Origin of the sequence: Streptomyces siamensis (assembly GCF_039543605.1) — a bacterium.
Taxonomy (GTDB): domain Bacteria; phylum Actinomycetota; class Actinomycetes; order Streptomycetales; family Streptomycetaceae; genus Streptomyces; species Streptomyces siamensis.
The window spans coordinates 87,089-108,317 of the sequence record NZ_BAABKB010000010.1; the positions used below are offsets into that span (position 1 = coordinate 87,089).

Here is a 21,229-nt window from a genome sequence, read left to right on the forward strand (position 1 = left end):
CGGTGGACCCTTCTCGTGTCAGGTCGTGCTGGCTGTGCGCCGCTGGACCAGGACCGCGGCGACGATGATCGCGCCCTTGGCGATCTGCTGGACGTCGCTCTGGAGGTTGTTCAGCGCGAAGATGTTGGTGATCGTCGTGAAGATCAGCACGCCGAGCACGGAGCCGGTGATGGTGCCGCGGCCTCCGCTGAGCAGCGTGCCGCCGATGATCGCGGCCGCGATGGCGTCGAGTTCGTAGAGGTTGCCGTTGGTGTTCTGGCCGGACCCGGACAGGATGATCAGCAGGAACGCGGCGATGCCGCAGCACAGTCCGGACAGCAGGTAGAGGTACAGGCGCTGGCGTCGTACGTCGATGCCGGCGAGCCGTGCCGCCTCCGCGTTGCCGCCGACGGCGACCGTGCGGCGCCCGAAGGTGGTGCGGTTGAGGATCAGCCAGCCGATGACGGTGACCACGGCGAAGACCAGTACCAGCGGCGGTATGCCGAGCACGTACGAGTCGCGCTCGCCGAGTTTCAGGATCCCGTCGATGGTGACGATCTGCGTCTTGCCGTCCGTGATCTGGAGGGCCAGACCGCGTGCCGAGGCGAGCATGGCGAGCGTCGCGATGAAGGGGACCATCGCGCCGTAGGCGATGAGCAGTCCGTTGACCAGACCGCAGCCGACGCCGACGAGCACCGCGGTGAACAGGACGCCGGCGAAGCCGTACTCCTGGGTGGCGACGGTCGTCGCCCAGACCGAGGAGAGCGCGACGATCGCGCCGACCGACAGGTCGATGCCGCCGGAGGTGATCACGAAGGTCATGCCGACGGTGACGACGCCGATCACGGAGGCCTGGGTGAGGACGAGTTGGAGATTGCGGGTGTCGAGGAACTCGTCGGGCTTGGTGATGCCGCCGATGACGATCAGGGCGGCGAGCACTCCGAGGAGCGAGAGGGTGCGGACGTCGGCGCGGGCCGCGAGGGTCCGCCATGATGCGATGCCGTCGGGCGGCGATGTCTTCAGGGTTTCACCGGGCCGGGGCGGTGACGCGGGCTGCGTCATGATGTCCCTTCCATGACGAGGTCGAGTACGCGGTGTTCGTCGAGCTCCTGGGCGGGCGCCGTGTGCACGACGCGTCCCTCGCGGAGCACCAGCACACGGTCGGCGAGTCCCAGGACCTCGGGTACTTCGCTGGAGACCAGCAGGACGGCGAGGCCTTCGTCGGCGAGCCGGCGGATGACCGCGTACAGCTCGGCGCGGGCTCCGACGTCGACTCCCCGGGTGGGTTCGTCCAGCAGCAGCACGCGGCAGCCGCGCAGCAGCCAGCGCGCCAGGACCGCCTTCTGCTGGTTGCCGCCGGAGAGGGTCCGCACCGGCACCGAGGGGTTGTCGGGACGTAGCGACAGTTCGCGGGTCGCCGCCCGGGCCGCGCCGCGCTCGGCACGCCGGTCGATCCAGCCGCCGTGTGCGAAGCGGGACATGGAGGAGACCGAGACGTTGCGGGTGACGGACTCCAGCATCAGCAGGGCCTGTGCCTTGCGCTCCTCGGGGGCGAGACCGAGTCCGGCCCGGACGGCCGCGCGCACGCTGCCGGGACGCAGGGGCCGTCCGTCGACGCTGATCCGGCCGGCCGTCGGCTTGCGGGCTCCGTAGATCGTCTCCAGGATCTCGGAGCGTCCGGAGCCGACGAGTCCGGCCAGGCCGACGATCTCGCCTGGGCGCAGATCGAGGTCGAGCGATTCGAACTCCCCCTCGCGGGCGAGCCCTTGGACGGTGAGGACCGGGTCGCCGGGGGGCCGCGTGGAGGGCCGGTCGGGGAAGACGTACTCGACGTTGCGGCCCGTCATCAGGGCCACGACCTCGCTGGTCGGGGTCGACTTGGCGGGCAGTCCGCCGGCCACGGCACGTCCGTCCTTCAGGACGGTCACGCGGTCGCCGATGCGGCGGATCTCCTCCAGACGGTGCGAGATGTAGACGACGGCGACGCCTTCCGCGGTCAGGTCGCCGACGATGCGGAAGAGGTTGTCGACCTCGTCGGGGTCGAGCGCGGCGGACGGTTCGTCCATGACGATGAGCCGTACGTCGTGGGACAGGGCCCGGGCCATGGAGACGATCTGTTGCTGTGCCGCCGACAACTCGCCGACCAGCCGCGCCGGGTCGATCTCCGGGTGGCCGAGTCGCTTGAGCAGTGCGGCCGTCGACGTCCGTGCCGCCTTTCCCCGCACGACGAAGCCGGCGCTGGTGGGTTCGTGCCCGAGGTGGACGTTCTCGGCCACCGACAGGCCCTCCACCAGGTCGAGTTCCTGGTAGATGGTGGCGATGCCGAGGCGCATGGCCGCGATCGGGGACTTGAGGGTGACGGGTGCGCCGCGCCAGCCGATGGTGCCGTCGTCGGGCTGGTGGGCGCCTGCCAGCACCTTGATGAGGGTGGACTTCCCGGCACCGTTCTGGCCGAGCAGGCAGTGCACTTCGCCGGCCTGGACGTCGAGGTCGACTCCGTCGAGGGCCCGGACTCCGGGGAACGACTTGGTGATGCCGGACATGGTGAGCAGCGGTGGTTCTGGTGCCATGACGGTTCCCCTTGGCGGGCGTGCGGACCGGTTTCAGGGCGTGACGTGCGCGGGCAAGCGCTTTCAGGCAGGGCAGGGCGAAGCAGGGCGCTGTACTGGTGACACGTGCAGATGGTGCGGCCGATGATGCGTGCTGGTGTGGTGGGCTACGCGGGTGAGAACAGGTGGTCGCTGATGAGCCGGGCGGCGCCGATGACTCCGGCGGTGGGACCCAACTCCCCGAGGACGATGGGGAGGTTGCCGGTCGCGAGGGGCAGCGACTGGCGGTAGACCTGGGTGCGGATCGCGGCGAGCAGGGTGTGGCCGAGACCCGTCACCCCGCCGCCGATCACCACCAGGCCCGGGTTGAAGAAGCTGACCAGGCCGGCGATGACCTGGCCGGTGCGGTTGCCGCCCTCGCGGATCAGGTCGAGCGCGGTGGCGTCGCCCGCGGCGGCCGCGGCCGCGACGTCGACGGCGCTCAGGGCGCCGTTCGCCTCCAGCCGTGCGGCGAGCTCCGCCGAGAGACCCTGTTGGGCCGCCTCGACGGCGTCGCGGGCGAGCGCTGCGCCGCTGAAGTGCGCCTCCAGGCAACCGCGGTTGCCGCAGGCGCACGGGCGGCCGTCGGGTACGGCCTGGATGTGGCCGATGTCGCCGGCACTGCCCGTCGTACCGCGGTGGACCTCGCCGCCGACGACGATGCCGCAGCCGATGCCGGTACCGATCTTGACGCAGAGGAAGTCGCCCACGGAGCGTGCGACGCCCGCGTGCTGCTCCCCCATGGCCATCAGGTTCACGTCGTTGTCGACCATGACCGGGCAGCCGAGTTCCTGGCTGAGTGCCTCGCGGACCGGGAAGCCGTCCCAGCCGGGCATGATCGGCGGGGCGACCGGGACACCCTCGGGGAAGCGGACCGGTCCGGGGACGCCGATGCCGGCGCCGTCGAACCCTTCCGCGAGCCCCGAGGCGCGCAACTTGGCCGCCATGGACAGGACTTGCTCGAAGACCGCGACCGGGCCCTCGCGGACGTCCATGGGCTGGTTGATGTGGCCCAGGACCTCCAGCTCGGCGTTGGTGACGGCCACGTCGATCGAGGTGGCGCCGATGTCGACACCGAGGAAGCGCAGTGCCGGTGCGAGCCGGATGTTGTGGGAGCGGCGGCCACCGCGGGATGCGGCGAGTCCGTCGGCGACCACGAGCCCGGTCTCCAGGAGCCGTTCCACCTCGACGGCCAGCTTCGACCGGGAGAGGTCGATCTGATCCCCGAGCTGGGCGCGGGAGTTGGGCCCTCCGTCACGCAGCAGGCGCAACAAGCGAGCCTGGTGCGCGTTGGCAGGTCGTGCCGTCATACGTCTCACGAGCCCCTCCCCGCCTCGATCGGCCTGCGTCCGTCGCGTTCCGGCCAACTTCGCCGGTCTCGCTTTCGAGGGGAACGTAGCAGTGGCTGCCGGGAGTGGGAAGAAGTCGCGCACGAATTGCTCTCAACTTTTTCCACTGACAGGACAAAGCGAGGGCTGCCGACAGCGCAAGGGCGCGCCCCCTGGCCGGCACCGGGGGGTGCCCGACAGGGGGCGTTCAGGGGAACTCTGCCTGGTGGCAGGGGTGTTGGGGGCTGCCTGGTGTGACGACCCGGACGGGGGCGACGCGGCGCGGAACACCCCCGGGGCGGCGCGGGACCGTCAGGGCGGAAGCCAGGGGGTGCGCCGGCAGTTTTCAGCAGAGCGGCAGTGCACGGTTGTTGAGGCGGCCGGGCGGATCGGAGCCGGATGCCACGGGGACGGGTGCCCCGGGCGCGCCGATGAGCGCATGGCGGGAGCAAGCCGCTTTTCGGGCGGTGACCCATCACGACCCGGACCGTGCCTGACACAGCCCGCCGTCGCGCAGGCCATCACCTCGGCTGCGCCGTAAGGCCGTTGGGGCCGGACGGGCCACAGCCGACCGCCACGCGAGCCTCACCCCGGCTGCGGCACCCCGCTGTCGGTGCCGGCCGGGCCGGAGGTGCGGCCGGGCGGTGCGGCCGCCCCGAGGGCGTGGACCTCGCCCCGGCGGCGCCGAGCGGATCCGGGCGGGCGCCGAGGGGATCCGGGCGGGCGCCGAGCGGATCCGGGCGGCTTCCGTGGGGGCGGGGCTACTTCTCCCGCTCGTGGTACGTCTTGCGCGTGTGCTCCGTGTGCGCGCGCATGACCTGAGTGGCGCGCGGTTCGTCGCGGTCGGCGATCGCCGCGATGAGGTCACGGTGCTCGATCCAGGACTGCCGGCCGCGCTGCCGGGCGACCGGTGTGTAGTACCAGCGGACGCGCCGGTCGACCTGGGCGGCCAGCTCGGCGAGGACGGTGTTGCCGGCCAGCTCCATCACCTTCGCGTGGAAACGGGCGTTCATCGCGACCGCGCCGTCCACGTCGTCCGCGGAGACCGCGCGCTCGCCCTCGGCGCAGAGCTCCTCCAGGACGGCGATACCCGCGCTCCCGGCGTTGGCGGCGGCCAGGCGGGCCGCCTCGGCCTCCAGCAGCGTACGCACGGTGAGGAGTTGGTCGGCCTCCTCCTCCGTCGGTTCGTGCACGAACGCGCCCTGGGCGGGGCGCAGGTCGACCCACCCCTCGGTGTTCAGCCGCTGCAACGCCTCGCGCACCGGCTGGCGGGAGACACCGAGGTGCCCGGCGAGTTCGCTCTCGACCAGGTGCTGGCCCGGCTGGAGGGCACGGGTGGTGATGAGTTCGAGCAGCGCCTCGTAGACGCGGTCGCGCAGCGGGCCGGGCCGTTCCAGCTTGGGCACGGACCCTTGCGGCAGTCCGGTCGACAACATCACGGTCCCCCTCCTGAGGCAGCGGCGGGTGCGGCAGCCGAAAGCCGGTGCCACCGGTCGGCCGGAGCCGCTCGGGAGCCGACGCCGCCGGAAAGCCAGTATGAATTGTCTTTCGTCTACAGTCTACGGCGCACAACGGCCAGGGAGAACGGGAGTTGGACTCGTCACACCGGGATGGACGTGCACGTCAGGGGCAGCGCACGACCTGCCCGGCGTACGACAGGTTTCCGCCGAACCCGAAGAGCAGAACGGGATCGCCGCTGCGGATCTCGCCGCGTTCGACGAGCTTGGAGAAGGCGAGGGGGATGCTCGCGGCGGAGGTGTTGCCGGATTCGGTGACGTCGCGCGCGACGACCGCGTTCACGGCGCCGATCTTCTCGGCGAGGGGCTCGATGATGCGCAGGTTCGCCTGGTGCAGGACGACTCCGGCGAGGTCCTGCGGGGCGAGACCGGCCCGCTCGCACGCCTTGCGGGCGATCGGCGGCAGCTGGGTGGTGGCCCAGCGGTAGACGCTCTGCCCCTCCTGGGCGAACCGGGCGGGCGTGCCCTCGATGCGTACCGCGTGCCCCATCTCGGGCACCGATCCCCACAGCACCGGCCCGATGCCGCCCTCGTCGGAGGCCTCGACGACCGCGGCACCGGCACCGTCCCCGACCAGCACGCACGTCGTGCGGTCGGTCCAGTCCGTCACGTCGGTCATCTTGTCGGCGCCGATGACCAGCGCCCGGGTCGCGGCACCGGCACGCACGGCGTGGTCGGCGGTGGCGAGGGCGTGCGTGAAGCCGGCGCAGACGACGTTCACGTCCATGGCGGCCGGGGACGGCACGCCGAGGCGGGCGGCGACGCGGGCCGCCATGTTCGGGGAGCGGTCGACGGCCGTGGACGTGGCGACGAGGACCAGGTCGATGTCGCCGGGGGTCAGGCCGGCCGCCGCGAGCGCCTTGGCCGCGGCGTGCGCGGCCAGCTCGTCGACGGGTTCGTCGGGGCCCGCGACATGGCGTGTGCGGATGCCCACCCGGCTCCTGATCCACTCGTCGCTGGTGTCGACCATGCCCGCCAGGTCCTCGTTGGTGAGCACCTTGGCGGGCTGGTAGTGGCCGACGGCGGCGATCCGTGAGCCGTTCATGGGTGGTCCCCCTCGTTGCCTTGGGTAGCGGGATCCACCAGTCTGATCAGTGACTCACGGGTACGAGGGCAGGTGATGCCACAGGAATGCGGCGCCAGGCTTGTCGGCTTCTGTCAGCACTCCCGCACAGCGTCGGTGCCGACAAGCCCCACACAGGGTCACCGGGCAGAAGGGAGTCCGGCGCTCACCCCGTGAACAGCTGGGTCGCCTTCTGGGTCAGTTCGTACAGCCCGTAGCCGAACGGGATCCCCACCCACAGCCAGGCGAGGGCGATCAGCGCGCGGCGGCTAGGCGGACTGCTGGGGCTGGACGGAGTCGTCATCGGCGGCCTCCCTCGGTGCGGGGATGTGATGGCGGGCGTGCACGGGGCGGACCAGCTCGTTGGCGACGAAACCGACGGCCAGCAGCCCGATCATGATCAGGAACGAGGTGCCGTAGAGCGACGAGCCGTGCTTGCCGGCCTCCTCCTGACGGTCCGCGATCCAGTTGACGATCAGCGGGCCGAGGACACCCGCCGTGGACCACGCGGTGAGCAGCCGGCCGTGGATCGCCCCGACCTGGTAGGTGCCGAAGAGATCCTTCAAGTAGGCGGGGACGGTCGCGAAGCCGCCGCCGTAGAAGGAGAGGATCACCAGGGCACAGAGGATGAACAGCGGCTTGGAGGAGTCCCCGAACCAGGCGATGAGCGCGTACATCAGCGCTCCCACGCCGAGGTAGAGGCGGTAGATGTTCTTGCGCCCGATGAGGTCGGACGTCGAGGACCAGCCGATGCGGCCCGCCATGTTCGCCGCCGAGAGCAGCGCGACGAATCCCGCGGCCGCGGACGCGGACACCGGGGTGGACGTGTCCGCGAAGAAGTCCGTGATCATCGGGGCGGCCTTCTCCAGGATGCCGATGCCGGCGGTCACGTTCATGCACAGCACGAGCCACAGGCACCAGAACTGCGGGGTGCGCACCGCGTTGCGGGCCGAGACCTGCACACCGTCGAGCGCGCTCGGACCGGACGCGGCGGGCTTCTCACCGCGCGGGACCCGCACCAGCAGGACGCCGAGCGACATGAAGACGGCGTACGCCAGCCCGTGCACGAGGAAGGCGAGCGCGATCCCGGAGGAGTCGGAGCCGAACGACTTGAGCATCTGCGTGGACCACGGCGAGGCGATCAGCGCGCCGCCGCCGAAGCCCATGATGGCGATGCCGGTGGCCATGCCGGGCCTGTCCGGGAACCACTTGATCAGGGTCGAGACGGGCGAGATGTAGCCGATGCCGAGGCCGATGCCGCCGACGAAGCCGTAGCCGAGCACGATCAGCCAGTACTGCTCGGTGGCGGCGCCCAGCGCCGAGATCAGGAACCCGGAGGAGAAGCAGACGAGGGCGACCGTCATGGCCCAGCGCGGCCCGTTGCGCTCGACCAGCGTGCCGCCGAACGCGGCCGACAGGCCCAGCATGACGATGCCGAGCTGGAAGGGGAGCGCGCTCTGGGTGCCGCTGAGGCCGAGCGCGGATTCGAGCGGCGGCTTGTAGACGCTCCAGGCGTACGCCTGGCCGATGGAGAGGTGGACCGACAGTGCGGCGGGCGGGACGAGCCAGCGGCTCCAACCGGGCGGTGCGACAGGGGGACTCATGATCCGGGACGATAGAAAGCGGTACCGGAGTTGGGAACCCGCGCGGCGTGAATCGGTCGACCGTATGCGGTGAGCGGTATGCCACGCGCGACGAGCGGTCGTCCGCGCCGGACGAACGGCTTCCGCCCGGCCGGATCCCGTTTCCTAGCTCCCCCGCGAACGCGGGCCCGATCACCGCCGGCGGAAGGCCACCGGCACGCCGCGCGGCGGACGCCGGCTCGCGAGGGACGTCGCCTCGCGCATGGCGCCGGTGCCCCGATTCCGGGGCGAAGTGCCCTTGACGGACGGCCCCGAGCGCGGACGGCCCGCGTCCGCGCCGCGGCGTGTCCGCTCCGCCCGCCGGCGGGATGCCCCGTGACCCGGCGGTGCCGCCCGCGCCGTCGCGGGCGGACGCGCGCGGCAGAACGGCGGCTCAGCCGGGGCGGAACACCTGGGCCGGCCCCTCAGCGGTGTCGATCACTTCCGGTTGCGTCGTCCTCGCCGGCTCATAGTGCGTGCCGAGGACGGTGATCCCGTCGCGCACGACCGTGAGGGGCAGCGGTCGCGTACGGCCGTCGGCGGGACCGCCGACGAAGGTGACCAGGACGGTGATCGAGGCGGGATCCATGGACGGTTGCGACTCGGGCGTCTTCACCGGCACACGGGGTACGGGGCTCGTGGCGTCACGCGGTGCCGGACTCGTGGCCTCGTGGGGCCCCGCGGTCGCGGCGTCGCGCGGCACCGGGCTCGCGACGTCGGTGGTGCCGGCCCGGGCGCCCGCGGCGCCGCACCCCGTCACGGCCAGCAGCACCGCGACACTTCCAAGGACCCTCAGTGATCGCACCCGGACAGTGTGCCGTCCCCTGCACCTGGCACCAAGCGATGTCACGATCTTGAGATGGGGGCGGTTCCGCACCCCGCGCCTTCGCCAGGGCGAAGGCATCCCCGGACGTCGCGATCTGCTCGCCGCGGCACCGCGCCTCCGAACCACGCCCGGCCGCCCCGCCCTTGGCCCCTCGGCCAAGTCCTGCCCAGGTGCTGCGCGAAGTCTTGCTGCCCCAACCTCCATACTGTAGACAATATTTCGTCGACAGAGTTCGGCAGTTCCTCGGTACCCTCGACCGAACGGAGCGAGCCACCGTGAAAGTCGCAGTTCTCGGCGCCGGTGCGATCGGCGCCTACGTCGGCGCCGCGCTGCACCGTGCGGGCGCCGACGTGCATCTCATCGCCCGTGGACCGCACCTTGCGGCCATGAGGCAGCACGGCGTCCAAGTCCTCAGCCCGCGCGGGGACTTCACCGCGCGTGCCCACGCCACCGACGACCCGGCCCAGGTGGGACCGGTCGACTACGTCCTGCTGGGTCTGAAGGCGAACTCGTACGCGGCGTGCGGGCCGCTGATCGAGCCGCTGCTGCACGACACCACGGCGGTCATCGCCGCCCAGAACGGCATCCCCTGGTGGTACTTCCACCGGCACGGCGGCCCGCACGACGGCCACCGCGTCGAGAGCGTGGATCCCGGCGGCGCGGTCAGTGCGGTGCTCGCGCCCGAACGGGCCATCGGCTGCGTGGTGTACGCGGCGACCGAACTCGCGGGCCCGGGTGTCGTACGCCACCTCGAAGGCACCCGGTTCTCCATCGGTGAGCCCGACCGGTCGGTCTCCGACCGGTGCACGGCGTTCAGCGAGGCCATGCAGGCGGGCGGTCTCAAGTGCCCCGTCGAACAGGACCTGCGCAACGACATCTGGCTCAAGCTGCTGGGCAACATCTCCTTCAACCCGATCAGCGCACTGGCCCGCGCCACGATGCGGCAGATGTGCCTGCACGGCGGCACCCGCAAGGTCATCGAGATCATGATGACCGAGACGCTCGCCGTCGCCGAGGCCCTCGGCTGCAAGGTCGGCGTCTCCATCGAACGGCGCCTCGCCGGCGCCGAGCGGGTGGGCGACCACCGCACGTCCACGCTCCAGGACCTGGAGCGCGGCAAGCCGCTCGAACTCGACGTACTCCTCGCGGCCGTCGTCGAGTTGGCGGAGATCACCGATGTCCCGGTGCCCACGCTGCGCACCGTCCACGCCATTTCGGACCTGCTCGCATTGAGGACCGCCGCATGAGGAAACGACAGCCGAAGACGTATGCCCGGCTCACGCATCCGCTGGTGAGGGACTCACGCGACGAGCCCTTCCGGCGGGCCACCTGGGACGAGGCGCTGACCCGCGCGGCCGCAGGACTGGGGGCCGCACGCGGCGCCTTCGGCATGTTCTCCTGCGCCCGCGCGACCAACGAGATGAACTATGTGGCGCAGAAGTTCGCCCGGGTCGTCATGGGCACGAACAACGTGGACTCCTGCAACCGCACCTGTCACGCCCCGAGTGTCGCCGGACTCTCGGCGGCCTTCGGCTCGGGCGGCGGGACGTCGTCGTACGAGGAGGTCGAGCACACCGACCTCATCGTGATGTGGGGCTCCAACGCGCGGTTCGCGCACCCGATCTTCTTCCAGCACGTCCTGAGGGGGATCAGGAACGGCGCCCGCATGTACGCGGTCGATCCGCGCCGCACCTCGACGGCCGAGTGGGCGGAGAGCTGGCTCGGGCTGAACGTGGGCACGGACATCCCGATGGCGCACGCGATCGGGAGGGAGATCATCCACGCCGGCCTCGTCAACCGGGCGTTCGTCGAGCGGGCGACGAGCGGCTTCGAGGAGTACCGGCAGCTCGTCGAGCCGTGGACGCTGTCGCTCGCCGAGAAGGTGACCGGTGTACCGGCGGCGGCCATAAGGGAGTTGGCACACGTCTACGCCCGCGCCGAGCGGGCCCAGCTGTGCTGGACGCTCGGCATCACCGAGCACCACAACGGCACGGACAACGTGCGCGCGCTGATCAACCTGTCGCTGCTGACCGGGCACGTGGGCCGGTACGGCTCCGGGCTCCAGCCGCTGCGCGGCCAGAACAACGTGCAGGGCGGCGGCGACATGGGCGCCATCCCCAACCGGCTGCCCGGCTTCCAGGACATCCTCGACCCGCCGACGCGGCTGAAGTTCGAGACGGCCTGGGACACCGTCATCCAGCCGCACTACGGGCTGAACCTGACGGAGATGTTCGAGGCGATGGAGGAGCGCACACTCAGGGCCGTCTACTGCATCGGCGAGAACCCCGCGCAGTCGGAGGCCGACAGCGAACAGGCGGTGCGCCGGCTGCGCGCCCTCGACTTCCTCGTCGTCCAGGACATCTTCCTCACGAAGACGGCCCAGTTGGCGGACGTGGTGCTGCCCGCGACCGCCGGCTGGGCGGAGACCGACGGCACGACCACCAACAGCGAGCGGCGGGTCCAGCGGGTCCGCGCGGCGGTCACCCCGCCCGGTGAGGCCCGCGAGGACATCGACATCATCTGCGACCTCGCCGCCCGCCTCGGGCACGACTGGAAGTACGCCGACGCGGAGGCCGTCTGGAACGAGCTGCGGTCGGTGTCACCGGACCACTACGGGATGACGTACGAGCGGCTGGAGGAGCACCAGGGCATCCAGTGGCCCTGCCCGGACGTCGCGCGGCTCGAACCGACCTATCTGCACGGCCGGTTGTGGGAGTCCGACCCGGCCGACCGCGGGCGCCTCGCGCCGTTCGGGCTGGTGCAGCACGACCCGCCGGTGGACCTGACGGACGAGGAGTACCCGATCCGGCTCACCACCGGGCGACGGCTCGACTCGTACAACACCGGTGTGCAGAGCGGTGGTTTCGCCTCACCGCTGCGGCGCGGCGAGTACGTGGAGCTGTGCCCGGAGGACGCCGAGCGCTACGGGGTCGTGGTGGGCGAGGAGGTCCGGGTCTCCTCACGCCGCGGGACGGTGCTGGCACCGGTGTGGATCGACACTGCGCTGCGGCCCGGTCTCGCCTTCATGACCATGCATTTCCCGGACGAGGTGGACACCAACCAGTTGACGATCGAGGCGAACTGCCCGATCGCCGGCACCGCGGAGTTCAAGGCCTCGGCGATCCGGATCGAGAAGCTGCCGGCCCCGATTCAAGTGAGGTGACGAGGTGGACCTGCACTTCGGCGACAGCAAGCCGACGGACGAGGAACGGGCGGCCATCGACGCGCTGCTCGGCCCTCCGCGGTCCTCGTGGGAGGGCGCCGACCGCAGCGACGCCGATCTGAGGTGGGCGCGCGGCGGCCGGGAGGCCAGGGAGCGCCGCGACCTGCTGTTGCCGGGGCTGCACGCCCTGAACGACCGGATCGGCTGGATCAGCGAGGGCGCGCTCGACTACCTGTGCCGCCGGCTGACCGTGCCGCCCGCGGAGGCGTACGGGGTCGCGACGTTCTACGCGATGTTCTCGGTGCGTCCGCGGCCCGCGACCGTACTGCACGTGTGCACGGACCTCGCGTGCGCGGCGGCCGGCGCCGCGGACCTGTGCGCCGGGGTCGAGGCCCGGCTCGGGGCCGGCAGCGGTGTGTCGGTGGAGCGCAGTCCCTGCCTCGGCCTGTGCGAGCGCGCTCCTGCCGCGCTCGCGATCAGGGCCGGGGACCCGGTCCGCACGGCGGTGTCGGCGCCGGCCACCGTCGAGCGGGCGGTGGCCGCGGGCGGCGCGCCCGGCTCGGCGGACGACGAGCCGCCCGCGGTCATGGCCGTCCCCCAGGCGGGCGACCCGTCACTGGTGCTCCTGAGCCGGGTCGGTGTGGTGGACCCGGCCGACCTCGACGACTACCGGGCGCACGGCGGGTACACCGCGCTGCGCCGGGCGTTCGCGATCGGCCCCGCCGCGGTGATCCGCGAGGTGACCGACGCGAGCCTGGTCGGGCGCGGCGGCGCCGCCTTCCCCACCGGCCGCAAGTGGCAGGCCACGGCGTCGCAGCCCGACCATCCGCACTACCTGGTGTGCAACGCGGACGAGTCCGAGCCCGGCACCTTCAAGGACCGGGTGCTCATCGAGGGCGACCCGTACGCGCTCGTGGAGGCGATGACCGTCGCGGCGTACGCGGTCGGCGCGCACCAGGGCTATCTGTACCTGCGCGGCGAGTACCCGCGCGCGCTGCGCCGGATGGAGCACGCCATCGGGCAGGCACGCGCCCGGGGTCTGCTCGGCGACGACGTCCTCGGGCAGGGCTACGCCTTCGACATCGAGATCCGGCGGGGCGCGGGCGCGTACATCTGCGGTGAGGAGACCGCCCTGTTCAACTCGATCGAGGGGTACCGGGGAGAGCCCCGGTCCAAGCCGCCGTTCCCGGTGGAGAAGGGGCTGTTCGGCAAGCCGACGGTGGAGAACAACGTCGAGACGCTGGTGAACGTGCTGCCCGTCCTCACGATGGGGGCTCCCGCGTACGCGGCGATCGGCACGGCCGGTTCCACCGGCCCGAAGCTGTACTGCGTGTCGGGCAGCGTGGACCGGCCCGGCGTCTACGAACTGCCGTTCGGTGCCACGTTGGGCGAGCTGCTCGAACGGGCCGGGGTGCGCGAGCGACTGCGGGCGGTCCTGCTGGGTGGTGCGGCGGGCGGCTTCGTACGGCCGGACGAGCTCGACATCCCGCTCACCTTCGAGGGCACCCGGGAGGCGGGCACCACCCTCGGCTCGGGCGTGGTCATGGCGTTCGACGACACGGTCCCGCTGCCCCGGCTGCTGCTGCGGATCGCCGAGTTCTTCCGTGACGAGTCGTGCGGGCAGTGCGTGCCCTGCCGGGTGGGGACCGTACGCCAGGAGGAGGCGCTGCACCGGATCGCGGAGCGCACCGGAGCGGCGGCCGCCGACGACATCGCCCTGCTGCGCGAGGTGGGCCGCGCCATGCGGGACGCCTCGATCTGTGGTCTGGGACAGACCGCGTGGAACGCCGTGGAATCCGCCATCGACCGTCTGGGGGCGTACGAATGACCGCAATCGACCGGACGGGGGTCGCCGCATGATGACCGCAGTCGACCGGACGGAGGCCGCCGCATGACCGTGGTACCGCTGGGAGTGCCCCGCCGGCTGATCGAGTTCACCCTGGACGGGCAGGAGGCCCGGGTGCCGGAGGGCTCGACGATCCTCGACGCCTGCCGGGCCGCGGGCAAGGACGTACCGACGCTGTGCCAGGGCGACACGCTGACACCCAAGAACGCGTGCCGGGTGTGCGTCGTCGAGGTGGAGGGCGCACGCACGCTCGTCCCGGCCTGCTCGCGCCGGGCGGAGGCGGGCATGGAGGTGCGCACGGACACCGAGCGCGCCCGGCACAGCCGCAAGGTGGTCCTGGAGCTGCTCGCCTCCTCGGTCGACCTGTCGACCACTCCGCACGCCGCCGAGTGGATCAAGGAGTACGAGGCGAAGCCGGACCGCTTCGGCCCGGACGCGGCCCGGGTGAACGAGGAACCGAAGGTCGACAACGACCTGTACGTCCGGGACTACGACAAGTGCATCCTCTGCTACAAGTGCGTGGACGCCTGCGGCGACCAGTGGCAGAACACCTTCGCCATCTCCGTCGCCGGCCGCGGCTTCGACGCCCGGATCGCCGTGGAGCACGACGCGCCGCTCACGGATTCGGCCTGCGTGTACTGCGGCAACTGCATCGAGGTGTGCCCCACGGGGGCGCTGTCCTTCAAGTCCGAGTTCGACATGCGCGCGGCGGGTACGTGGGACGAGTCGGCGCAGACCGAGACGACCACGGTGTGCGCCTACTGCGGAGTGGGCTGCAACCTCACCCTGCACGTGCAGGACAATGAGATCGTGAAGGTCACCTCCCCGCACGACAACCCGGTGACCCACGGCAACCTCTGCATCAAGGGCCGCTTCGGCTACCAGCACGTACAGAACCGGGACTGATCAGGACATGGGACGAGTCACGGAACGACGCAAGGTGATCCGCATCCGGGACGGGGCCGTGAGCACCCGCCCGGACACCCTCGTGGCGGAGGAACCCCTGGAGATCCGCCTCAACGGCAAGCCGCTCGCCATCACCATGCGCACCCCGGGCGACGACTTCGCCCTGGCGGCGGGCTTCCTCGTCAGTGAGGGGGTGCTGGGCGGCGCGGACGAGCTCCAGAACATCGTGTACTGCGCGGGCGCGACCGTGGACGGCTCCAACAGTTACAACGTGGTCGACGTGCGGACGGCGCCCGGCGTCGTCCTCCCGGACATCACGCTCGAACGGAACGTCTACACGACGTCCTCCTGCGGCCTGTGCGGCAAGGCCAGCCTGGACGCGGTCCGCACGACGGCCCGCTGGACGATCGATGACACTCCCCCGGTGCGGCTGGAGCCCGAGCTGCTCGCGAGCCTCCCCGACCGGCTGCGGGCGGCGCAGCGGGTCTTCGACCGGACCGGGGGCCTGCACGCGGCGGCGCTGTTCTCGCCGGAGGGCGAGCTGCTCGACGTGCGCGAGGACGTCGGCCGGCACAACGCGGTCGACAAGCTGGTGGGGCGCGCCCTGCAGAGCGGCTCACTGCCGCTGTCCCGGACGGTCCTGCTGGTGTCGGGACGGGCGTCGTTCGAGCTGGCGCAGAAGGCCGTGATGGCGGGCATTCCGGTGCTCGCGGCGGTGTCGGCGCCGTCGTCCCTGGCGGTCGACCTGGCAACGGAGACGGGCCTGACCCTGATCGGCTTCCTGCGCGGCCCCTCCATGAACGTGTACGCGGGCGAGCACCGCATCGCCCTGCGGGCCGCGGCCGCCCAGGGCTGACCGGCTCCCCGCGACACGGCGGCGGGGCCCCGAACGGCGGGGAGCGCCCCCTGCGCCGGAGGGGCCCCGTCTTTCCGCTTCTCCGCGCCGCCGTGTCGTGGGGCCCACCGCTTCCGCGCCCAGCGCCGGAGGGCCCGGGGCGTCCGGGCCGCAGGGGCCGTGCCGGCCACGCCGGCGTGGCCCCCGGTGTGCCCGGCCGGTGCCGGGAGGCATGGCCCGGCCCACCGCCGCCGGGCCTCAGCTCTTCGCGAAGCGGACCTCGGCCGCCGTCACGACCGTGCCGAGGCGCGGGAAGTCGAGACGCACGGAGGCGTCGTGCTCGGGGGCGGTGAACGCGGCCATCGCGTCCTCGACGAAGACGAGGTCGTAGCCGAGGTCCCCGGCGGCCCGGGCGGTCGACTCGACACCGAGGTTGGTGGCGATGCCCCCGAACACCAGCGTGGAGACGCCGTGGGCCCGCAGCCGCTCGTCGAGGCCGGTGCCCTGGAAGCCGCCGATGGTCCGCTTCACGATCTCGATGTCGCCCGGTGCCGCGAGGCCCGCCACGAGTCCGCTGCCCGGCGGCTGTTCGGGGACCCCGGGCCGCTCGACGCGGATCAGCACGACGGGTGCCCCCACCGCGCGGAAGGTGGCCGCCATTTCCTCGGACGTGGTGAGCACGTCGGTGCCCTTGTGGGGTTCCAGGGGCAGCGCCACGATGCGGTCCATCAGGTCGACGAGGACGAGGGCGGTGCGCGCCGGGTCGAGGGCGAGACGGGGTTCGGCTTCGGGTGCGGTCATGACGGAACGTTAGCCCGCGTCACCCGTCCGTACCGGAAATCCGGATCAACAGGCCCATGAACTGCTCCCGTTCGGACGCGGACAAGGGGGCCATCAGGACGTCGTTCGCCTCCAGGGCCGCCGCCTCGCAGCTGCGGAGCACCCGCTCCCCCTCGACGGTGAGGGAGACCGCGTTCTTGCGACGGTCCCCGGGGTCGGGCGCGCGGACGACCAGGCCGGCCGTCTGAAGGTCGTTCAGGACACCGACCAGGTCCTTGGGGTCGAGGCCGATCGAGCGGCCGAGCTCGGCCTGGGCGACGGGGCCGAGGTCGGCGACGGCGGACAGCACCACGTGGTGCCACATCTTCACGCCTTCGGCGGCCAGCGCCTCCGAGACGAGGGCGCGGCCACGGGCGGCGGCGCGGCCGAGGAGCCAGCTGGGGAGCGCGCGGATCGCGGGCAGAGGGGCGGACATGCGGCCAGGTTAGCGAGAAAGCCGTTGGACTTCCCAACGAATGCCGCTATACCGTTGGGACTCCCAACGATTCTCGTGGGTGCTCCTCGATGTCCCACGACCGCTCCGATCCCTGGAGGTGCGATGCGTCGCGTCCGCTACGAGCACACCGGTGGCCCGCTGTTCCTGGAGGAGGCCCCCGAGCCCGTCGCCGGACCGGGCGAACTGCTGGTGCGCCCCGAGGCCATCGGGGTGACCCTGCCGGTGGTGCGCAAGGTGACCGAGGCCGCCGAGCCGATCCCGCTCGGCGGCGAGGTCGCCGGCGAAGTGGTCGCCGTCGGCGAGGGCGTCACCCGCTTCCGGGCGGGCGACCGCGTCACCGGGCTCGCCTTCGGGCACGCCTACGCCGATCTCGCCCTCCTGCACGAGTCGATGGCCTCGCCGATACCCGACGGCGCGGGCGCCGTCGACGCCGTGGCGCTCGTCCGCAGCGGCCTGGTCGCGCTGGGCGCCCTGGAGGCGGCGCGCCCCGTCCCGGGCGAGTCGGCACTCGTCACGGCGGCGGCGAGCGGTATCGGCCATTTGGCGGTACAGCTGGCCCGGCTGCGCGGGGCCTCGCGCGTCGTCGGAGCGGTGTCCGGGTCCGGCAAGACGGCGTTCGTGCGCGCGCTCGGCGCCGACGAGGTGGTCACGTACGACACCGACGGCTGGGGCACCCCCGTCGACTACGCGCTCGACGCCGTCGGCGGGGATCTGCTGACCCCGGCGATCGGGGCCCTCGCCCCGGGTGGACGCCTCGTCGCGTACAGCTCGGGCGGCGGAACCGTGCGCGCCTACGACCTGCTGGTGGGCGCAAGGTCGGTGACCGGCTTTCAGATGGCGAGAGTCGCCCGCGAGGATCCCGAGCGGTACGAGCGGTGGCGCCAGGAGTTGTGGCGACTGTTCACGCAGGGTGCTCTCCGGCCCGCCGTGCACGGGGAGTTCGCACTGGAGGACGCCGCGTCGGCGCACGCGGCGATCGAGTCCCGCGGCAACCTCGGCAAGGTGGTCCTGCGTCCCTGACCTGCACAGGACGGAGCCGCCCCGGCGGCCCCGCGTCCGCACCGGCGTGGGTCCGGTGGGCACACCGGGCGCACGGCGGCACGGACGGGTTCGGTGACGTTCCGTCACCACCCGTCCGAGGTATCGGACTCCGTACGCACATCCTCGTACGCCCGTGCTCGTTACTCCTGGCGAATTCCATCGGGCCCCGTCCGCGCGGCCCGTCGTCCAGGTAGGAGGCGTTTACTTGGATGCCGGCACCACCCTGTTCGGCTCGCTGCTCGCCTGCGCGGGCGCGCTGGGCGCGGCGCTCGTGGCGTACCTGGGAAAGCGGGGCGAGAACGCCCTGAGCGGCTACTCCAGCCTGACCGAGCGGTTGCAGTCCGAGCGCGACCGCCTGGAGCGCCAGGTCGCCGAGCGTGACTCGCGCATCGACGAACTGGCCACGCTCCGCGCGGCGGACCAGACGGAGATCGCGCGGCTGCGCCTCGACATCCATCGCCTGGGAGGGGCGCCGTGACCCGATTCCAGCAGGTGCTAGCCGTGCGGTGGCGCACCGTCTTCCTCGTCTGCGTCCTGGTCGCGCTGTCCGGTGTCGCGGTGGTCCTCTGGGCGCGCATCGACGCCGGGGACCGCAAGGCGGACGCGCTGCGCTCGGAGGCGGACCGGCGCGGCAAGGCCCTGTCGACCCTGGCGCAGGACGTGCGCGATCTGCGCGCCCAGGTCGAGGCGGGCGGCGGCACGCCGGCGGCGCCGGACCCCGCCGAGGCGATCGACGGTCTGATGGACCGGGTACGTGTGCCCGCCGGAGCGCCCGGCGCGCCCGGCGCCAAGGGCGAGCGGGGCGCGGGCGGGAAGCCGGGCGCCGCCGGGCAGCGCGGCGAGCCCGGCATGCCCGGCGCCGCGGGCGAGGACGGCGGGCCCGGCCCCGCTGACCCGCCCGGCGCGGAGGGTTCACCGGGCCCGGCGGGACCGCCCGGCCCGCAGGGCGATCCGGGCTACCAGGGGCTGCCCGGGGCCCCCGGGAACTCGGGCACGAAGGGCGACAAGGGCGACAAGGGCGACCGGGGCGACCTGGGGCCGCCCGGCCCCAAGGGCGACCCCGGGCCGGTGTGCCCCGACGGGTACACGCTCCAGGCGCCGTCCGGCGACCCGGACGCGCTCGTCTGCCGCAGGAGCGCGCCGGAGCCGACTCCGCAGTCGGCGGCCGTACTTCCGCTCGTCCCCCTGCCACGGCGGCGGCGCAATCGGACGTGAACATGACCGGTGCACGCTTCTTGTGGGGTGCCTGAGGGCCCAAGTAGCGTCTGTGCCGCGAACGTTGGACGTGGGATGTCCAGAGAATCCGGATTGCCCGGACGGATGAAGGGCAGGTCGCACCATGCCGTCACATCTCCGCGCACGCCTCAGATCCACCGTCGGAGCCACCCTCACGGCCGCGCTCACCGCAGCCGCACTCCTCGCGCTGCCGGCCCCCGCCGGCGCCGAACAGACGTCCGCGAAAGGCGAGTTCGAACAACAGGTGCTGTTCAAGGCATCCCAGGACCCGGGTTACGCCTGCTTCCGCATCCCCGCCGTCGTGCGGACGACCGAGGGGACCCTGCTGGCGTTCGCCGAGGGCCGCGTCCTCAACTGCGGTGACGCCGCCGACATAGACATCGTCGTCAAGCGCTCCACCGACGGCGGGCGCACCTGGGGTCCCCTTCAGGTGGTCAACGACGGCGGCGGCGACACCCACGGCAACCCTGCACCCGTCGTGGACCGGGAGACGGGCCGCATCCTCCTCGCCGAGACCTACAACACGGGCCGCACGGACAGCGCGAGCTGCTCCGTGCCCTGCGACCGCACACCGCACCTCCAGTACAGCGACGACGACGGCCGGACCTGGTCGCCGCCGCGCGATCTGAGCGACGAGATCCTCCCGCCCCAGTGGAACTCCTGGTACGCCACCGGCCCCGTCCACGGCATCCAGCTGACGCGCGGAAAGCACGCGGGACGGCTCGTCTTCGGCGTCAACACCGAGACGTGGAACGGAAGTCGGGTGACCGCCAACCACGCGGCCCTCATCACCAGCGACGACGGCGGCGACAGCTGGGACGTCGGGGCGACGGACTCGTGGCCGATCGCAGACGACGGCACCTTCCGACAGAAGCCGTCCGAGATGACCCTCGCCGAACGCGCCGACGGTTCGGTCCTGGTGAGCGGCAGGGAACAGGACGGCACCGACCTCGGCCACCGCACCCAGGCCGTCAGCCGCGACGGCGGCGACAGCTTCGTGGCCCCCTTCCGCGACCTCCCGGACCTCTACGCCCCGCAGGTGCAGTGCTCGTCCCTGTCCCTCGGCAAGCGGCTGCTGCTGGCCTGCCCCGGAGACCCGGACCGCCGTCGCACCATGATGATCCGCTCCTCGTACGACGGCGGACGCACCTGGGACAGCGTGGACCGCGGCACGGTCGTCACCACCGACTGGTCCGGCTACTCGGACCTGGTGCGCGCCGACGCCGGCACCGTGGGACTGCTGTACGAGGGCGGCGCGGTCGACGCCCGCGACGAGATCCGCTTCGCCCGCTTCACCGAGGACTGGCTCACCCCGCGGCGCGGCCCGGACCCGACGACGGCCGACCTCGCCCCGCACGCCCGGCGCGCCGCGGTCCTCGGCGGAGCCCAGGAGACCGACGGCGTGTTCGGCGGCGCCCTCGCCTTCGACGGCACGGACGACGCCGTCCGGCTGCCGTACCAGGACCGGCTGCCGCTCGGGACGAAGGACTTCACCGCCACGCTGTGGTTCCGCTACACCGCCACCACCGGCGAGCAACCGCTGCTGTGGATGGGCGGCATCGGCACGACGCAGCCGCAGGTGTGGCTGCGCGGCGAACCCGCCTCCGACCGGATCACCGGGCTGATCACCACCCGCAACGGCGCGTCGGCCCCCACCACGGCCTCCGTCCGCACGACGGGTGCCTACAACGACGGCCAGTGGCATCTCCTGGCGCTGCGCCGCGGGCAGGGGCAGCTGACGCTGTTCGTCGACGGGACCGCCGTCAGCACGGCGGACGTGCCCGGATCGGTCAGCCGCAACTCGCCGTTCGGCGTGCACATCGGCCAACGGATGGACAGTCGCGCGTACTTCACGGGCGCCATCGACGACGTCCGCGTCCACGACCGGGCGTTGAGCGACGCCGAGCTGGCCGGGCTGCGCACCCACCAGGAAGCCGTGACCCGGGACACCGTCCTGTGGCTGCCCATGGACCATGTGAGCGGAGCCCACTAACGTCCCGTCC

General features: G+C 72.2%; 19 protein-coding genes. 9 read left to right on the top strand and 10 right to left on the bottom strand.

Going from position 1 to position 21,229, the window contains the following annotated elements; all coding sequences use genetic code 11:
• Positions 1-18: 18 nt before the first annotated feature.
• The 8 genes from ABEB03_RS16945 to ABEB03_RS16980 all read right to left on the bottom strand — a co-directional run bounded on the left by ABEB03_RS16945 (position 19) and on the right by ABEB03_RS16980 (position 8,902).
• Positions 19-1,041 (bottom strand): ABC transporter permease, encoded by a 1,023-nt coding sequence (locus tag ABEB03_RS16945; RefSeq protein ID WP_028801782.1) that lies wholly within the window; start codon positions 1,039-1,041, stop codon positions 19-21.
• Complete coding sequence (locus ABEB03_RS16950; protein ID WP_345648953.1) at positions 1,038-2,549, bottom strand: sugar ABC transporter ATP-binding protein; 1,512 nt, start codon at positions 2,547-2,549, stop codon at positions 1,038-1,040. The genes ABEB03_RS16945 and ABEB03_RS16950 overlap by 4 nt, the downstream gene beginning before the upstream one ends.
• 146 nt (positions 2,550-2,695) lie before the next feature.
• Positions 2,696-3,877 carry an ROK family transcriptional regulator gene (locus tag ABEB03_RS16955; RefSeq protein ID WP_345648956.1) on the bottom strand — a complete coding sequence of 394 codons (1,182 nt, stop codon included), beginning with the start codon at positions 3,875-3,877 and terminating at the stop codon, positions 2,696-2,698.
• Positions 3,878-4,656: 779 nt separating this feature from the next.
• On the bottom strand, positions 4,657-5,331 hold the full coding sequence (locus ABEB03_RS16960) for a GntR family transcriptional regulator (RefSeq protein ID WP_345649523.1): 675 nt from the start codon (positions 5,329-5,331) through the stop codon (positions 4,657-4,659).
• A 187-nt stretch (positions 5,332-5,518) separates the two neighbouring features.
• Entirely contained in the window at positions 5,519-6,457 is a 939-nt protein-coding gene (locus ABEB03_RS16965; RefSeq protein WP_095937683.1) for a beta-ketoacyl-ACP synthase III, read from the bottom strand.
• A 184-nt stretch (positions 6,458-6,641) separates the two neighbouring features.
• Positions 6,642-6,779, bottom strand: coding sequence for an MFS transporter small subunit (locus ABEB03_RS16970; protein ID WP_199791429.1), 138 nt, complete (start codon positions 6,777-6,779; stop codon positions 6,642-6,644).
• Positions 6,745-8,079: an OFA family MFS transporter gene (locus ABEB03_RS16975; protein WP_345648963.1), complete on the bottom strand. Its 1,335-nt coding sequence runs from the start codon at positions 8,077-8,079 to the stop codon at positions 6,745-6,747. The genes ABEB03_RS16970 and ABEB03_RS16975 overlap by 35 nt, the downstream gene beginning before the upstream one ends.
• A 412-nt stretch (positions 8,080-8,491) precedes the next feature.
• Entirely contained in the window at positions 8,492-8,902 is a 411-nt protein-coding gene (locus ABEB03_RS16980) for a hypothetical protein (RefSeq protein ID WP_345648967.1), read from the bottom strand.
• 296 nt (positions 8,903-9,198) lie between these two features.
• Between ABEB03_RS16980 and ABEB03_RS16985 the strand changes: the two genes are divergently transcribed.
• The 5 genes from ABEB03_RS16985 (at position 9,199) to fdhD (ending at position 15,694) form a co-directional block, all read left to right on the top strand.
• Positions 9,199-10,170, top strand: a complete 972-nt coding sequence (locus ABEB03_RS16985; RefSeq protein ID WP_345648971.1) for a 2-dehydropantoate 2-reductase — start codon at positions 9,199-9,201, stop codon at positions 10,168-10,170.
• Positions 10,167-12,086, top strand: a complete 1,920-nt coding sequence (locus tag ABEB03_RS16990; protein WP_345648974.1) for a molybdopterin oxidoreductase family protein — start codon at positions 10,167-10,169, stop codon at positions 12,084-12,086. Before ABEB03_RS16985 ends, ABEB03_RS16990 begins: the two co-directional genes overlap by 4 nt.
• Positions 12,087-12,090: 4 nt before the next feature.
• Positions 12,091-13,914: an NADH-ubiquinone oxidoreductase-F iron-sulfur binding region domain-containing protein gene (locus ABEB03_RS16995; protein ID WP_345648977.1), complete on the top strand. Its 1,824-nt coding sequence runs from the start codon at positions 12,091-12,093 to the stop codon at positions 13,912-13,914.
• 63 nt (positions 13,915-13,977) lie between these two features.
• The gene (locus ABEB03_RS17000) at positions 13,978-14,838 is read left to right on the top strand and encodes a 2Fe-2S iron-sulfur cluster-binding protein (RefSeq protein WP_345648979.1); all 861 of its coding nucleotides are present in this window, start codon (positions 13,978-13,980) and stop codon (positions 14,836-14,838) included.
• 7 nt (positions 14,839-14,845) lie between these two features.
• Positions 14,846-15,694 carry a formate dehydrogenase accessory sulfurtransferase FdhD gene (gene fdhD / locus ABEB03_RS17005; protein WP_345648982.1) on the top strand — a complete coding sequence of 283 codons (849 nt, stop codon included), beginning with the start codon at positions 14,846-14,848 and terminating at the stop codon, positions 15,692-15,694.
• A 237-nt stretch (positions 15,695-15,931) separates the two neighbouring features.
• Here the strand turns inward: fdhD and ABEB03_RS17010 are convergent, their stop codons facing one another.
• Positions 15,932-16,474: an isochorismatase family protein gene (locus ABEB03_RS17010; RefSeq protein ID WP_345648987.1), complete on the bottom strand. Its 543-nt coding sequence runs from the start codon at positions 16,472-16,474 to the stop codon at positions 15,932-15,934.
• Between the two features lie 19 nt (positions 16,475-16,493).
• Complete coding sequence (locus ABEB03_RS17015) at positions 16,494-16,928, bottom strand: MarR family winged helix-turn-helix transcriptional regulator (protein ID WP_345648990.1); 435 nt, start codon at positions 16,926-16,928, stop codon at positions 16,494-16,496.
• 123 nt (positions 16,929-17,051) lie between these two features.
• On the opposite strand from ABEB03_RS17015, the gene ABEB03_RS17020 reads away from it, so the two are divergent.
• The 4 genes from ABEB03_RS17020 to ABEB03_RS17035 all read left to right on the top strand — a co-directional run bounded on the left by ABEB03_RS17020 (position 17,052) and on the right by ABEB03_RS17035 (position 21,219).
• Complete coding sequence (locus ABEB03_RS17020) at positions 17,052-17,969, top strand: quinone oxidoreductase family protein (protein WP_345648993.1); 918 nt, start codon at positions 17,052-17,054, stop codon at positions 17,967-17,969.
• A gap of 226 nt (positions 17,970-18,195) precedes the next feature.
• Positions 18,196-18,468, top strand: coding sequence for a hypothetical protein (locus ABEB03_RS17025; protein WP_028801797.1), 273 nt, complete (start codon positions 18,196-18,198; stop codon positions 18,466-18,468).
• Entirely contained in the window at positions 18,465-19,205 is a 741-nt protein-coding gene (locus tag ABEB03_RS17030; RefSeq protein WP_345648996.1) for a collagen-like protein, read from the top strand. The genes ABEB03_RS17025 and ABEB03_RS17030 overlap by 4 nt, the downstream gene beginning before the upstream one ends.
• A gap of 124 nt (positions 19,206-19,329) precedes the next feature.
• Positions 19,330-21,219, top strand: a complete 1,890-nt coding sequence (locus ABEB03_RS17035; protein WP_345648999.1) for a sialidase family protein — start codon at positions 19,330-19,332, stop codon at positions 21,217-21,219.
• The last annotated feature ends 10 nt before the right edge of the window (positions 21,220-21,229 follow it).